At 61.9% G+C, this 14,411-nt stretch carries 13 protein-coding genes; 6 read left to right on the top strand and 7 right to left on the bottom strand.

From position 1 onward, the window contains the following. Nucleotides 1-44: 44 nt before the first annotated feature. Nucleotides 45-1,274: an alanine transaminase gene (alaC, locus tag ACJ8HT_RS00395; protein WP_016926818.1), complete on the bottom strand. Its 1,230-nt coding sequence runs from the start codon at nucleotides 1,272-1,274 to the stop codon at nucleotides 45-47. Nucleotides 1,275-1,393: 119 nt separating this feature from the next. Further along, the gene (locus ACJ8HT_RS00390; protein WP_164096957.1) at nucleotides 1,394-1,933 is read right to left on the bottom strand and encodes a GNAT family N-acetyltransferase; all 540 of its coding nucleotides are present in this window, start codon (nucleotides 1,931-1,933) and stop codon (nucleotides 1,394-1,396) included. 168 nt (nucleotides 1,934-2,101) lie between these two features. Here ACJ8HT_RS00390 and ACJ8HT_RS00385 point away from each other — a divergent pair, with 168 nt between their 5' ends. The 3 genes from ACJ8HT_RS00385 (at nucleotide 2,102) to ACJ8HT_RS00375 (ending at nucleotide 5,868) form a co-directional block, all read left to right on the top strand. Next, a complete protein-coding gene (locus tag ACJ8HT_RS00385; protein ID WP_194572426.1) occupies nucleotides 2,102-3,346 on the top strand; it encodes a DUF1479 domain-containing protein in 1,245 nt (414 codons plus the stop codon). A 99-nt stretch (nucleotides 3,347-3,445) separates the two neighbouring features. Continuing rightward, nucleotides 3,446-5,137 carry a sensor histidine kinase gene (locus tag ACJ8HT_RS00380; RefSeq protein ID WP_049273355.1) on the top strand — a complete coding sequence of 564 codons (1,692 nt, stop codon included), beginning with the start codon at nucleotides 3,446-3,448 and terminating at the stop codon, nucleotides 5,135-5,137. After that, on the top strand, nucleotides 5,134-5,868 hold the full coding sequence (locus ACJ8HT_RS00375) for a LytR/AlgR family response regulator transcription factor (RefSeq protein ID WP_197652372.1): 735 nt from the start codon (nucleotides 5,134-5,136) through the stop codon (nucleotides 5,866-5,868). Before ACJ8HT_RS00380 ends, ACJ8HT_RS00375 begins: the two co-directional genes overlap by 4 nt. Nucleotides 5,869-5,872: 4 nt before the next feature. On the opposite strand, the gene ACJ8HT_RS00370 is transcribed toward ACJ8HT_RS00375, so the two are convergent. Then, on the bottom strand, nucleotides 5,873-6,205 hold the full coding sequence (locus ACJ8HT_RS00370) for a DUF2502 domain-containing protein (protein WP_019453817.1): 333 nt from the start codon (nucleotides 6,203-6,205) through the stop codon (nucleotides 5,873-5,875). Between the two features lie 397 nt (nucleotides 6,206-6,602). Between ACJ8HT_RS00370 and ACJ8HT_RS00365 the strand changes: the two genes are divergently transcribed. Continuing rightward, nucleotides 6,603-7,832 carry an L-lactate MFS transporter gene (locus tag ACJ8HT_RS00365; RefSeq protein WP_033635420.1) on the top strand — a complete coding sequence of 410 codons (1,230 nt, stop codon included), beginning with the start codon at nucleotides 6,603-6,605 and terminating at the stop codon, nucleotides 7,830-7,832. 70 nt (nucleotides 7,833-7,902) lie between these two features. Here ACJ8HT_RS00365 and glk read toward each other — a convergent pair whose 3' ends face one another. Then, nucleotides 7,903-8,865 carry a glucokinase gene (gene glk / locus ACJ8HT_RS00360; RefSeq protein ID WP_060419908.1) on the bottom strand — a complete coding sequence of 321 codons (963 nt, stop codon included), beginning with the start codon at nucleotides 8,863-8,865 and terminating at the stop codon, nucleotides 7,903-7,905. 310 nt (nucleotides 8,866-9,175) lie between these two features. Here glk and ACJ8HT_RS00355 point away from each other — a divergent pair, with 310 nt between their 5' ends. After that, nucleotides 9,176-10,423: an ion channel protein gene (locus ACJ8HT_RS00355; RefSeq protein WP_194572423.1), complete on the top strand. Its 1,248-nt coding sequence runs from the start codon at nucleotides 9,176-9,178 to the stop codon at nucleotides 10,421-10,423. Here ACJ8HT_RS00355 and ACJ8HT_RS00350 read toward each other — a convergent pair. Both ACJ8HT_RS00350 and ACJ8HT_RS00345 read right to left on the bottom strand, forming a co-directional pair. Beyond that, the gene (locus ACJ8HT_RS00350; RefSeq protein ID WP_019453821.1) at nucleotides 10,420-11,112 is read right to left on the bottom strand and encodes an aspartate/glutamate racemase family protein; all 693 of its coding nucleotides are present in this window, start codon (nucleotides 11,110-11,112) and stop codon (nucleotides 10,420-10,422) included. The two genes, ACJ8HT_RS00355 and ACJ8HT_RS00350, sit on opposite strands and share 4 nt — an antisense overlap. A 66-nt stretch (nucleotides 11,113-11,178) precedes the next feature. Continuing rightward, entirely contained in the window at nucleotides 11,179-11,631 is a 453-nt protein-coding gene (locus ACJ8HT_RS00345) for a multidrug/biocide efflux PACE transporter (RefSeq protein ID WP_016926809.1), read from the bottom strand. 98 nt (nucleotides 11,632-11,729) lie between these two features. Here ACJ8HT_RS00345 and ACJ8HT_RS00340 point away from each other — a divergent pair, with 98 nt between their 5' ends. Then, nucleotides 11,730-12,599, top strand: coding sequence for a LysR family transcriptional regulator (locus tag ACJ8HT_RS00340; protein ID WP_197652371.1), 870 nt, complete (start codon nucleotides 11,730-11,732; stop codon nucleotides 12,597-12,599). Here ACJ8HT_RS00340 and ACJ8HT_RS00335 read toward each other — a convergent pair. After that, complete coding sequence (locus ACJ8HT_RS00335; protein ID WP_197652370.1) at nucleotides 12,596-14,257, bottom strand: alpha-keto acid decarboxylase family protein; 1,662 nt, start codon at nucleotides 14,255-14,257, stop codon at nucleotides 12,596-12,598. The two genes, ACJ8HT_RS00340 and ACJ8HT_RS00335, sit on opposite strands and share 4 nt — an antisense overlap. Nucleotides 14,258-14,411: the final 154 nt, after the last annotated feature.

Raw genomic sequence — 14,411 nt, 5'->3', positions numbered from 1 at the left:
GGGACGGAAAAAATAAGGCCGGGCGAACGCCCGGCCTGACAGAATTATTTGGCGCTGCCGGCCTTACCCGGCTTCAGCAACCCGTCCGCGCGGAACATCGCCTTGATGCCGCGCACCGCCTGGCGGATACGGTCCTGATTCTCGATCAGCGCGAAGCGCACGTGGGTATCGCCGTAGTCGCCGAAGCCGATGCCCGGCGAGACGCAGACCTTGGCCTCCGCCAGCAGGCGTTTGGCGAACTCCAGAGAACCGAGGTGGGCATAAGGCTCGGGAATTTTCGCCCACACGTACATCGACGCCTTCGGGTTCTCCACCATCCAGCCGGCCTCGTGCAGCCCCTTCACCAACACATTGCGGCGCTGCCGATACTGCTCGGCGATATCGCGCACGCACTGCTGATCGCCTTCCAGCGCGGCGATGGCCGCCACCTGCAGCGGCGTAAAGGTGCCGTAATCGTGATAACTCTTGATGCGCGCCAGCGCGCTGACCAGTTCAGGGTTACCGACCATGAAACCGATGCGCCAGCCGGCCATGTTGTAGCTTTTCGACAGGGTGAAGAACTCCACCGCAATGTCTTTCGCCCCCGGCACCTGCATGATCGACGGCGCTTTCCAGCCGTCATAGACGATATCGGCATAGGCCAGATCGTGGATCACCAGCACGTTGTACTGCTTGGCCAGCGCCACCACTCGCTCGAAGAAATCCAGCTCTACGCACTGGGCGGTCGGGTTGGACGGGAAGCCGAGGATCATCATTTTCGGACGCGGGATGGTTTCCCGAATGGCGCGCTCCAGCTCACCGAAGAAATCCACGCCGTCCACCAGCGGCACCGAACGCACCTGGGCGCCGGCGATCACCGCGCCGTAAATGTGGATCGGGTAGCTGGGGTTCGGCACCAGCACGGTGTCGCCGTGATCGAGGGTCGCCAGCATCAGATGCGCCAGCCCCTCTTTCGAACCGATGGTGACGATGGCTTCGCTTTCCGGATCGATATCCACCTGATAACGATCGGCATACCAGCGCGAAATGGCGCGGCGCAGGCGCGGAATGCCGCGCGAGGTGGAGTAACCGTGGGTGTCGTCGCGCTGAGCGACGGCGCACAGCTTTTCCACGATGTGCGGCGGCGTCGGGCCGTCGGGGTTACCCATGCTGAAGTCGATAATATCCTCGCCGCGACGGCGTGCGGCCATCTTCAGTTCGGCGGTGATGTTGAATACGTAAGGGGGAAGGCGTTCAATGCGCGTGAAACGGCGCTGTGGACTGTTATCAGCCATAGGGGATTCCTCGATAGACGTTAGCGCCCGGACCGTCCGAGCGACGCAGGCCAGCGAACTGACCGAATATCGAACATAGCGCAGCGCCGACGAGCTTGTCGATACCCGGCGCGATATTTTTATTTGCCGCCCTGAAACTCCGCCGCCAATAGCCCGAACAGCCAGTCGTCGCACCACTGCCCCGCCAGACGGTAGTTGTCGCGCAGCGTGCCTTCCAGCTGAAAACCGCACGATTCCAGCAGCCCGCGCGAAGCGAGATTGCCCGCGGTCACGGTGGCGGTCAGCTTGTGAAAGCCGCAGGCGTTCACCGCAAAATCCAGCACCGCCCGCAGCGACTCCTTGCCATAGCCCTTGCCCTGCCCGGCAGGCAAACTCCCGTATCCCACTTCCGCCTGCCGATACGGCACCCACTGCGGGCGAAAGCCGGTAATGCCCACCGCCTCTCCGCTGTGCTTCTCACGCATCACCAGGCACAGCCACTGCTCGCCGTGTTTGTCCCAGGCCGGCAGCCGCTCCTCGAACCGGGCGCGGATCTCCGCTTCGCTGCGCGGATCGGAGATGTAACGGATCACCTCGGGATCTTGGTACAGGCGCAAAAACAGCGGCCAATCCTCGGCGGTTATCGACTGTAAGTGCAGACGTTCAGTGACCAGCTTCATAAAATCTCCGAAAAACGAAAAAGAGGAACTTACGAATGAAAGATATCTCTTTATTTTCCCCGATTGGTTGCCGATAATCATTCACGTTAAAACCACAAAACCATAACGTCTTGCCCGATTCCCTACAACCGCTCGCCGCAGTCACTCACGCGGCACGAGGAGAACACCATGGCCTCTTTAGTCATCGACGATATTCCGCAGGCGATCGTTAACGTCAAACGCCAGCTGCGCCAGGCATTGCCGAACTACCGCGACGTATTTCTGGCGTTGGAAGAGAACATTCGCGGCCAGGTCGAACAGATCCGCCGCGAGCTGGCCGCCGGCCACAATCCGGTGCCACAGATCGACGCGGAAGATATCCTGCAGCAGCGCGTCAGCGAGCAGCAGATAGCGCTGATCAAACAGCGCGGCGCCTGCGCCATTCGCGGCGTGTTTCCCCGCGCCAAGGCCGAAGGCTGGAACCGGGAAATCGGCGACTACCTTGAGCGCAACAACTTCGTCGAGCGGTTGAAAAACGCCGCTGAAGACAACTATTTCGGCAAGCTGGCCGCCAGCAAACCGCAGATCTACGGCATCTATTGGTCGCAACCGCAGGTTGAAGCGCGGCAGGATGCGCGCATGCATGCGGTGCAGGTGTTCCTCAACAGCCTGTGGGCCACCGAGAGCAACGGCAAACAGCATTTCGATCCGACCCGCGTCGCCACCTACGCCGATCGCACCCGCCGCCGCCCGCCGAACTCCTCGTCGCTGGGCCTGTCGCCGCACGTCGACAGCGGCACCATCGAGCGCTGGCTGGACGAAAACTTCCGCTATGTGTATCGCCACGTTTTCTCCGGCGACTGGCAGCAGTACGATCCCTTCGCCGCCGATGGCCGCACCGAGGTGCGCGAGATAGCCTCCCCGGCGGTCTGCTCGATGTTCCGTACCTTCCAGGGCTGGACGGCGCTGACGCCGCAGCGCACCAACGCCGGCACGCTGAACCTGGTGCCGATCGCCAACGCCATGGCCTATGTGCTGCTGCGCGCGCTGCAGGACGACGTCGCCGACGACGACCTGTGCGATGCGGCGCCGGGCCGCGCGCTGTCGATCTCGGAAAAGTGGCATCCCCTTTTATTAAGTGGGATTTCCCCTATTCCCGATCTGGAGCCGGGCGACACGGTCTTTTGGCACTGCGACGTGATCCACGCGGTGGAGAACGAGCATAACGGCGAGTTCGACAGCAACGTGATGTACATCGCCGCCGCGCCGGGCTGCGAGAAAAACGACGCCTATCTGCAGCGCCAGCTGCCAAGCTTTATCGACGGCAGAACGCCGCCGGACTTCGCCCCCGACGACTTCGAGGTGGATTTCGACGGCCGCGCCACCGCCGACCTGCTGACGCCGCTGGGCAAAACGCAGCTCGGCATGCGCTGATCCCCCGCCCGTGGCGAGCGCCACGGGCCCCTTTCGCTGTGGTATACTGCCGCCATCCGTAGGCCGCAGCGAGAACCCGTCGTGCACCCTTTTTTTGAAATGCTGTTGGCGGTGTTTGATCGCGCCGCGCTGATGTTGATCTGTCTGTTTTTCCTGACCCGCACCCGGCTGTTCCGCCAACTGCTGCAAAAAGAAGACCATACGCCGCTCGAGCTCGGCATCGTCACGGCGATCTTCTCGCTGTTCGCGCTGTTCAGCACCTACTCCGGCATCAACGTCGAAGGATCGCTGGTCAACGTGCGCGTCATCGCCATCATGGCCGGCGGCATCCTGTTCGGCCCCTGGGTGGGGATCGTCACCGGTATCGTCGCCGGGGTGCACCGCTATCTGATCGACATCGGCGGCATCACGTCGGTGCCTTGTCTTATCACCAGCATCATCGCCGGCATCAGCGCCGGTTACATCAACCTCAAGGTGAAAAAAGAGCAGCGCTGGCGCGCCGGCATCGTCGGCGGCATGCTGTGCGAATCCCTCACCATGCTGTTGATCGTGCTGTGGGCCAAGCCGACCGAGCTTGGGTTGGACATCGTGTCGCAGATTGCCCTGCCGATGATCCTCGGCACGGTGTGCATCGGCCTGATCGTGCTGCTGGTGCAGAGCGTCGAGGATGAAAAAGAGGTGATCGCCGCGCGCCAGGCCAAGCTGGCGCTGGATATCGCCCACAAGACGCTGCCCTATTTCCGCAACATCAACAGCGAATCGCTGGCCACCATCTGCGATATCATCCGCCAGGACATCCGCGCCGACGCGGTGGCGATCACCGATACCCATCAGGTGCTGGCTTACGTGGGCGTAGGGCGCGAAGCTTACCCGATCGGCCGTGAAGGGCTGAGCCGCGTCACCCGCGAAAGCATTCGCCACGGCAAAATCATCATCAAGAACAACCTGGAGAACCCGGCCGCGCCGCAGATCCACTCGCAGCTGGTAGTGCCGCTGTGGGAAAAAGGCGAAGTGACCGGCGCGTTGAAAATCTACTACTGCCACGCTCACCAGATCACCAACACGCTGAAGGTGATGGCGGTCGGGCTGTCGCAAATCATCTCCACGCAGATGGAAGTGTCCCGCATCGAGCACCTGCGCCAGATGGCGGACAAGGCCGAAATGCGCGCGCTGCAGAGCAAGATTAACCCGCACTTCCTGTTCAACGCGCTGAACGCCATCTCTTCCTCTATCCGCCTGAATCCGGACACCGCGCGCCAACTGATCATTAACCTGTCGCGCTACCTGCGCTACAACCTGGAGCTGAACGACGAACTGATCGATATCCGCAAGGAACTGCATCAGATTCAGGACTATATCGCCATCGAACAGGCGCGCTTCGGCGCCAAGCTGACGGTGATTTACGACATCGACGACGACGTCTCGGTGCGCATTCCGAGCCTGCTGATCCAGCCGCTGGTGGAGAACGCCATCGTGCACGGCATCCAGCCCTGCAAGGGTAAAGGGGTGGTGGTGATCGCGGTGAAAGATCAGGGCGATCGGGTGAAAATTTCGGTGAAGGATACCGGCCACGGCATCAATCAGGAAACCATCGATCGGGTGGCGCGCAACGAGATGCCAGGCCACAATATCGGCCTGCTCAACGTGCACCACCGCGTGTCGCTGCTGTACGGTGAAGGGCTGCATATCCGCCGCCTGGAGCCAGGCACCGAAATCGCGTTCTACATCAGCAAAAACGGCGGCAAGCTGCATCAGGAACCGAGCGCGCCGCCGGTCGGGGAGGCCTCATGAAAGCCATTATCGTGGAAGACGAATTCCTCGCGCAGGAAGAACTCAGCTACCTGATCAAAAAACACAGCAATATCGATATCGTCGCCAGCTTCGAGGACGGCCTCGACGTCCTGAAATACCTGCAAACCCACCAGGTCGACGCCATTTTCCTCGACATCAACATCCCGTCGCTGGACGGCGTGCTGCTGGCGCAAAACATCAGCAAGTTCGCGCATCGCCCGTCGATCGTGTTCATCACCGCCTATAAAGAGCACGCGGTGGAAGCGTTCGAGATCGAGGCGTTCGACTACATCCTCAAGCCCTATCACGAGGCGCGCATCGTCACCATGCTGCAAAAGCTGGAGGCGCTGCATCAGCGCCCCGCCGGCGTGACGGAACCGACCAGCGCACCGAGCCGCGGCAGCCACAGCATCAACCTGATCAAAGACGAGCGGATCATCGTTACCGACATCAACGACATCTATTACGCCGCCGCCGATGAAAAGGTGACGCGGGTCTATACCCGCCGGGAAGAGTTCGTGATGCCGATGAACATCACCGAGTTTTACGGCCGGCTGCCGGAAGAACATTTTTTCCGCTGCCACCGCTCTTACTGCGTTAACCTGTCGAAGATCCGCGAGATCGTGCCCTGGTTCAACAATACCTACATTCTGCGGCTGAGCGATCTTGAGTTTGAAGTGCCGGTCAGCCGCAGCAAGGTGAAAGAGTTTCGCCAGCTGATGCGCCTGTAAGCGCTTACCAGCGCGGGCCCGGACGGTAGTAATAGCCGGGCGGTGGCGGTGGCGGCATGCGGTAATGCGGCCGGTCGCGCCAGTCGCGCGGCGGCGGCCCGTAGTAAATCACCCGTGGCGGCGGGCCATAATAGTACCCGCGCGGGCGTTCATACCGGTGGTGATCGGCCCACCAGCGCGGATCGCGCCAGCGATAGCCGTCCCAGTAGTGGCCGCGATTGTCGCGATCGCCGATATGCAACGACAGGCCCGGCACGTTCACGCCGATGGACACGTCGGCCTGGCTCGCCAGCGGCAGCGCCAGCAGCGCGGCCAGTAACAACAGCGTTTTTTTCATTTCATGGACTCCTGCAGAGCGGACCTCGTCCGATCGCAGATAACATAGTCCCGCGCTCATCGCCGCTCTATAGGCGCAATGCCGATTTACGCCTTTCAGACGCATCCTTCACAATTTCACTACAATCATTCACCGGCAGTTAACAATAAATCGTTGATATCTTTGATGTAGATCACGTGCCACCCACGGCATTTCACGCGCTATTCGGTGCAAAAACGGCAACTCACGCCGCATAACATGCATTTCATTCCTTCCACCGTGCAACTCATTCCCGAACCGCCGCCCACCGGGGGGGCCAGCCATATAATAAGCCCATACCGCGGGAACCCAGCTTCACCCCGCAAATTTCAGCCAGCGGCTCACGCCCGGCAACGCACACACAGGAAGGAGACCGGCCATGAACACCAAACCGGCAAATCGCAGCTTAATCGTTCTCGGCACCATCATCTGTCAGATGGGCCTGGGCACCATCTACACCTGGAGCCTGTTCAACCAGCCGCTGGTCGACAAGTTCCACTGGGGACTGGCGGACGTCGCCACCACCTTCTCCATCACCAGCTTCTTCCTGGCCTTCGCCACGCTGTTCGCCGGCAAGCTGCAAGAACGCTTCGGCATCCGCAACCTGACGCTGTGTTCCGGCATCCTGGTCGGCCTGGGCCTTATCGCCAGCGCTCACGTCAGCTCGCTCGACATGATCTACCTGCTGGCCGGCGTGGTGGTGGGCTTTGCGGTCGGTATCGCCTACATCTCCACCCTGTCCAACCTGATTAAGTGGTTCCCGGCCAACAAAGGCCTGATTTCCGGCATCTCCGTCGGCGCCTTCGGCAGCGGCAGCCTGCTGTTCAAATACGTCAACGCCGCCCTGATCGCCGACGTCGGCGTTTCCGGTGCCTTCTTCTACTGGGGCGCCATCGTGATGGGCCTGATCGTCGTCGGCTCCCTGCTGCTGAAAGAGCCGGTGCTGGCGACCAACGCAGCGCAGCAAGGCGCCAACGGTCTGGGCAACGACTTCAGCGTGCGCCAGATGCTGGCCACCAAAGAAGCCTACCTGCTGTTCACCATCTTCTTCGCTGCCTGCATGAGCGGTCTGTACCTCATCGGCATCGTGAAAGATATGGGCGTTCAGCTGGCCGGGATGGATTTGGCCACCGCCGCCAACACCGTGTCCGCCGTCGCCATCTTCAACACCGCCGGCCGCATCATCCTGGGTACGCTGTCCGATAAAGTTGGCCGTATGCGCGTCATCAGCTTCACCATGCTGGTTACCGTGCTGGCGATTGTCGCGCTGAGCTTCATGACCCTGAACCACACGCTGTTCTTTATCTGCGTCGGCGCGGTGGCCTTCTGCTTCGGCGGCAACATCACCGTATTCCCGGCGATTGTCGGCGACTTCTTCGGCCTGAAGAACCACAGCAAGAACTACGGCATCATCTACCAGGGCTTCGGCCTGGGCGCGCTGGCCGGTTCGTTCGTCGCCAAATACTTCGGCGGCTTCCACGCCACCTTCATGGTGATTGGCGTTCTGTCCGCCGCCTCTCTGCTGATTACGCTGTTCATCAAAGCGCCGAAGGCGGTGGAAGCGGAAACGGCAGAAACCACCCAGACGGCGGAGCTGGCCAAAGCCTGATACCCCGCAAAAACGACAAGGGGCGCAACCTGTAGGTTGCGCCCCTTTTTTTATTGCCCCATTTCTGAGCTTACAGGTGCATGCCCAGCGTCTGGCGCAGATGCGCGCCGGCACCCAGCAGGCCCGGCTGGCCGTGCGTTATCATGAACACCGGGATTTCGCGCACATAGTCGCGGAAGCGCCCCTTGTCTTCGAAGGCGGCGCGGAAACCCGAGGCCTTGAAGAACTCCATAAAGCGCGGCACGATGCCGCCGGCGATGTACACGCCGCCGAAGGTACCCAGATTCAGCGCCAGGTTGCCGCCGAAGCGCCCCATGATCACGCAAAACAGCGACAGCGCGCGGCGGCAGTCGATGCAGCTGTCTGCCAGCGCCCGCTCGGTGATGTCCTTCGGTTCCCATTTCTCCGGCAGGCGGTTGTCCGCCTTGACGATGGCGCGATACAGATTGACCAGGCCCGGCCCGGACAGCACGCGCTCGGCGGAAACGTGCCCCACTTCCGCGCGCAGCACCTCCAGAATGATGTCCTCTTCTTCGCTGTTCGGCGCGAAATCGACATGGCCGCCCTCGCCCGGCAGGCTGACCCAACGGCGATCGACGTGCACCAGGTGGGCAACGCCCAGCCCGGTGCCGGCGCCATACACCGCGATCGGTTTGCCCGGCTGCGCATCGCCGCCGCCAAACTGCAGCACATCGTCCGGCGAGAGCATCGGGATCGCCATCGAGACGGCAGTGAAATCGTTGATCACTTCCAGATGGCTCAGCCCCAGGCTGGCCTTCATTTCTTTGATCGAGAACGCCCAGCTGTGGTTGGTCATCGCCACCCAGTCTTCGGTCACCGGGCAGGCGATCGCAATACAGGCGTCCTGTACCTCGATATCGCACGCTTTCAGGTATTGGCGGATCACCGCCTCCAGGCTGTCGAACTCCAGGCCGGAATAGGTTTTCGCCTGGGTAATCTCACCCGTCGCAACAGTGCACAACGCCAGGCGGGCATTGGTGCCGCCAACATCACCTACGAGGGCATAGGTCATTGATTTCGTCTCCGCAAAATGAAAAATAAAAAGCTGCCCACACTGTAAAATCCTGCTGCAAAAACAACAATCACCCGCCTCGGATCTGCACCCCAATAGCGATCCGGATCACAAAAAACGTTTCAGCTGGCCTGAGGCGCCGCGTTTTGAAACAAATTGCGGCAAAAAATGCCCCCCGGCGACTGTTAACCGTCATCGACGCCGGGCAATATCAATGCGTGCCTGCACGCCGATAGTCTGGCAAGCTGTGGCCACTGCTCAACCACCCGCTCTCCCTGCCCTGCCGGGAGGCATCGACAAGGGATTATCCATGCTGCATCCGCGCGCCAATGCCATGTTGGCCTTTGCTTTGCCTGCGCTGATTATCGGTTCCGCTTCCAGTCTGGTGCTGCTGTTGGTGATGAAAGTTGCCGCCGCGCTGCAGCAATTACTGTGGGTGACGCTGCCCGATACGCTGAGCCTGGACGCCCAGTCACCCTGGTGGCCGGTCGCGATGCTGACGCTGACCGGTGTGGCGGTCGGCCTGATCGTGCGTTATATGCCGGGCCATGCCGGGCCGGATCCGGCAACGGAATCGCTGATCGGCATGCCCCTGCCGCTCTCCGCCCTGCCGGGGCTGGGGTTGGCGCTGATCGTCGGCCTGGCCGGCGGCGTCAGCCTGGGGCCGGAAAACCCGATCACCGCCATCAATATCGCGCTGGTAGCGGCGGCTGGGGCTCGCCTGCTGCCGAAAGTGCCGCGCATGGACTGGATCATCCTGGCGGCTGCGGGCACCATCGGCGCGATGTTCGGCACACCGGTCGCCGCCGCGCTGATCTTCTCGCAAACCCTGGCAGGCAATAACGAAACGCCGTTGTGGGATCGGCTGTTCGCCCCGCTGGTGGCCGCCGCTGCCGGCGCGGTCACCACCCAGATATTCTTCGTGCCCAACTTCGCCCTGCAGCTCGACGCCTATGACGTGACGCGGCTGCCGGACATCTTCAGCGGTGCCATTGTGGCGCTGATCGCCATCGCGCTCGGCATGGTGGCGCTGTGGTGCTTCCCGCACGTTCACCGCCTGTTCCATTCGATGAAGAATCCAGTGTTGATGTTAGGGCTGGGGGGCTTTGTGCTGGGCCTGCTGGCGCTGGTGGGCGGAGAGATTACCCTGTTCAAAGGGCTGGATGAAATGAAGCGCCTCGCGCAAGACGATGGCTATTCGGTGCCGGCGCTGTTGACCATTACCCTGACCAAGCTGGCGGCGCTGGTGATCGCCGCCGCCAGCGGCTTTCGCGGCGGGCGCATCTTCCCGGCGGTGTTTGTCGGCGTGGCGCTGGGGCTGATGCTGCATCAGCACGTTCCGGCGGTGCCGGCGGCGATCACCGTCTCCTGCGCCATCATGGGGCTGGTGCTGGTGGTCACACGCGACGGCTGGCTCAGTCTGTTCATGGCGGTGGCGGTGGTGCCGGATCTGCACCTGCTGCCGGTGCTGTGCATCGTGATGCTGCCTGCCTGGCTGGCGCTGGCGGGCAAACCGCTGATGCTGGTGAACCGCCGGCAGCCGCCGCACGACGATTAGGCCAACGCGAATGCCGCGGCGGCGCGGGCGTGGATCGCGGTGGTGTCGAACACCGGCACCGACGCATCCCGCTCGCTCACCAGCAAGCCTATCTCGGTGCAGCCGAAAATAATCCCCTGCGCGCCCTGCTGTTCCAGATCGCTGATGATCCGGCGATACTCGTCGCGCGAGGCGTCGCGAATTTTACCCAGGCACAGTTCGTCATAGATGATGCGGTGTACGATGTCGCGATCGGCGCTGACCGGCGTCACCACGTCGATGCCGTGCAATTCCTGCAGGCGGCCGCGATAGAAGGTCTGCTCCATGGTAAAGCGCGTGCCGAGCAGCCCGACGCGGCGAATGTTTTTTTCCCGCACCTGCAGCGCCGTGGCGTCGGCGATGTGAATCAGCGGCAGGCCGCTGGCCTGCTCGACCGCCTCCGCCACCTTATGCATGGTGTTGGTGCAGATCACGATAGCTTCGGCGCCGGCGGCGCGCAAAGCCACCGCGGCGGCGGCCAGCAGCCGGCCGGCGCCGTCCCAATCGCCCTGGTGCTGCAAGCGTTCAACCTCCTGAAAATCGACGCTGTAGAGCACGATTTTGGCCGAATGCAGCCCGCCGAGGCGCGCCTTTACCTGCTCGTTAATAGTGCGGTAATAAGGAATGGTGGATTCCCAGCTCATGCCACCCAGCAAGCCCAACACTTTCATTATTCGTTCCTCAGCATTTCCGACGATCCTCTGACCTTACCTGAGAATCGCCGGGCTGACGACGCCTTATTTGGCGCCGGAATTGATCGGCTGGCGCGCTTCGAACCAGCGCTGGCGCAGCGTGTCGTACAGCCAGTTATAGGCCATGGTGTACGGCAGGAAGAACAGGAAGAAACCGATTTCCAGCATAAACGCCTGCGCCCAGGAGATGCTCAGCATCCAGGCGGCGATCGGCACGCCGATCAGGATAAAACCGGCTTCAAAGCCGACGGCGTGCAGCGCACGCACTTTCAGGTTACGCACCACCCGGCTGACCGGCCACAGGCGGTCGAACACCGTGTTGTAAACCATGTTCCACAGCATCGCGACGGTGGAGAGCATCACCGCCAACGCACCGACCTGCACCATTGACCGGTTCAGCAGCCACGCGCCCAGCGGGGCGCAAACCATCACGGCGATGGCCTCGAAACCGACGGCGTGGACGATACGTTCAATGAGAGACTTGTTTTGCAGTTGCATACATCACCTTTTTTCAACAGTTGTTGCGAAAGCCAGGTGATTATCATCGTTTTTTCGGGTAGGTTAAAAATAGATTCCATCGATAAAGTAGATAGTTTATGCACTATTCTCCGGAAGCGCTGCATGCGTTTGTCGAAGCCGCCGCCCTCGGCTCGTTTTCCGCCGCCGCGCGCAAGCTGCGCAAAAGCCAATCCACCATCAGCACCGCGATCGCCAATCTGGAGGCCGATCTGGCGCTGACGCTGTTCGATCGCAGCGCGCGCCAACCGGTGCTCACCGCCGCCGGCCGCAAAGTGCTGGGGCATGTGCAGGCGATCCTCGCGGCCAGCGAACGGCTAGATGCCCTGAGCATTCAGCTGGCGGGCGAGGTTGAACCGCGCCTGAGCATGGTGTTTTCCGATACCTACCAGCCCAAACATCACGATCGGTTGATGCAGCTGTTCGAACAGCGCTACCCGGAGATTGAGCTGGAATGGATGATCGCCGAGGAAGGCGACGTTATCGATCTGCTGCAAAGCGGCCGCGCGCACTTGGGCATGGTGGAAGTGCAAAAAAGTTATCCGCCGGATATCGCCTTCTCCCGGCTGCCTGAGCAGACCGAAATGGGGCTGTTCGTCGCCCATCAGCACCCGCTGGCCCAGGTCGCCGCGCCGACGCCGGAGCAGCTGTCCAGCACCCGCCAGCTGATCCTGAATACCTACACCGGCGCCGAAGCGGCCAGACAGGGTGGCCTGGTCTGGTCGGCGCCCAGCTATCTGCTGTTGCTGGAGATGGCCGAACAGGGGTTCGGTTGGGCGGTACTGCCGCACTGGCTGGTGCAACAATACGGCCACGGCAGGCTCACCCAGCTGCGGCCGCGCGGCTGGCCAAAACTGATTTCGGTGGATGCGGTCTGGTCCAAACTGACCCCGCCGGGCCCGGCGGGGTTCTGGATGCTGGAGCGCCTGCTGGGCAATACCTTGCCTTAAGCGGCGGCGTTGCGTGCCTGAATGGCGCGTGAGACGATATCGAGCAGTTCCGGCATATCCATCTTCGACAGCATCACTTCGATGAATGCCAGCCGATCGTCATCCGCTACCTCGCGCAGCGCCTGGCGCAATCCGTCCGGATCGCTGACCCGCAACGCCTTCACCGGCCGCTCGCCGGCCAGTGCCGGCGGCAGCTGCGTCCAGTTCCAGCGCGCAATGTCGTTGTAACGTTGCTCCGGCCCGTGGATCGCACGCTCGATCGTGTAACCCTGATTATTCAGCACGAAGATCACCGGCTTAAGCCCGTCGCGCAGCATCGATCCCAGCTCCTGTACGGTCAGCTGCGCGGCGCCGTCGCCGATCAGCAATATTGCCCGCCGCTGCGGTTCGGCAGTCTGTACGCCGAACGTCGCCGGCAGGGTATAGCCGATCGATCCCCATAGCGCCTGCACGATCAGGCGGCAGCCACGCGGCAACGTCAGCGACGCCGCGCCGAAACAGGCGGTGCCCTGATCGGCCAGCACGATATCCCCGGGCCGCAGGAAATCCTGTATCTGCCGCCAGAAGGCGTGCTGATCCAGCCCTTCCCCATCGGCTTGCGGCAGCGTCGGGCGGACGATCGGCGGCAACGGCCAACGTGACGCCATCGACAGACTCAGGCGATGCAGCGCCTGCACCGCCTCGCGCATCGGAATGCGGCTAAAGCGCTGCCGCCCGACCCAGGCTTCGAACGGCTGAATATCGATGCATTTTTCCACCGGCAAATGATGCGTGAAACCGGCGGTAATGGTGTCGGTCAAACGCACGCCGACGTTGATCACCACATCGGCGTTTTCGATAAGCTGCTTCACCGCCGGATCGCTGGCGCCGCCGCAGTAGGTCCCAACAAACCCGGCTCGGTTCTCATCCAGCACGCCTTTGCCGAGCAGCAACGTAGCGTGCGGAATGTCGACCTCCTGCAGCCACTCGTCCAGCGCCGCTTCGGCGCCGAAGCGATCGGCCAGGAAGTCCGCCAGCAGCGATACCCGCCGCGCCGGCAGCAGCTTTTCGCGCGCTGCGGCGATAAATGCCTGCAATGCGCTGCGCGACAGCTTGGCCTGACGCAGCATCAGCGGCGCCGGCTTGGCCGACAGCGGCGCTTGTGCGACGTCGCTGGGCAACATCAGGTAAACCGGGCGATGTTCCAGCAAGGCGACGCCGATCAGCCGGTCTATCTCCACGAAGGCGTTGTCGATGGTCAGGTTAGCCTGCGCGACGCTCACCTCTTTGGCTATCCGCGCGAAGTGGGTAAAGTCGCCATCCCCCAGCGAATGGTGCAGCAAATCACCGGCGCGCTGGGCGCGCTGCGCCGGCGTGCCGACCACGTGGATCACCGGCAGGTATTCGGCGTAGCTGCCGGCCACCCCGTTCAACGCGCTCAGCTCCCCCACGCCAAAGGTGGTGAGCAGCGCCGCCGCCGGTTTGCAGCGGGCATAGCCGTCGGCGGCGTAGGCGGCGTTCAGCTCGTTGGCGCAGCCTACCCAGGTGACTTGCAGATGAGCGAGGACGCGATCGAGGAATTGCAGGTTGTAATCCCCCGGCACGCCGAAGAAATGACGGATGCCGATTTGGGCCAGACGATCGAGCAGATAATCGGCCACCGTATAGGTCTGAGTCATGATCATCACCTGTCTGCAGCTGGAGCGATTATCTTAAGTATCGAAGATGCCGTTCAAATTTCGAACAAACGCTCCTGCCTCGATCGGCAACCTGGCGTTACATGCCGGCGCTGTGATCGCTCCCCCGGCAGCGCAGTGTGAAAGCGTATACACT

The sequence above is a fragment of the Serratia sp. CY44782 genome (assembly GCF_052168715.1).
GTDB lineage: Bacteria > Pseudomonadota > Gammaproteobacteria > Enterobacterales > Enterobacteriaceae > Serratia > Serratia nevei.
The sequence above is the reverse complement of the archived record's forward strand: the minus strand, read 5'-3'. Positions and strand labels throughout refer to the sequence as shown.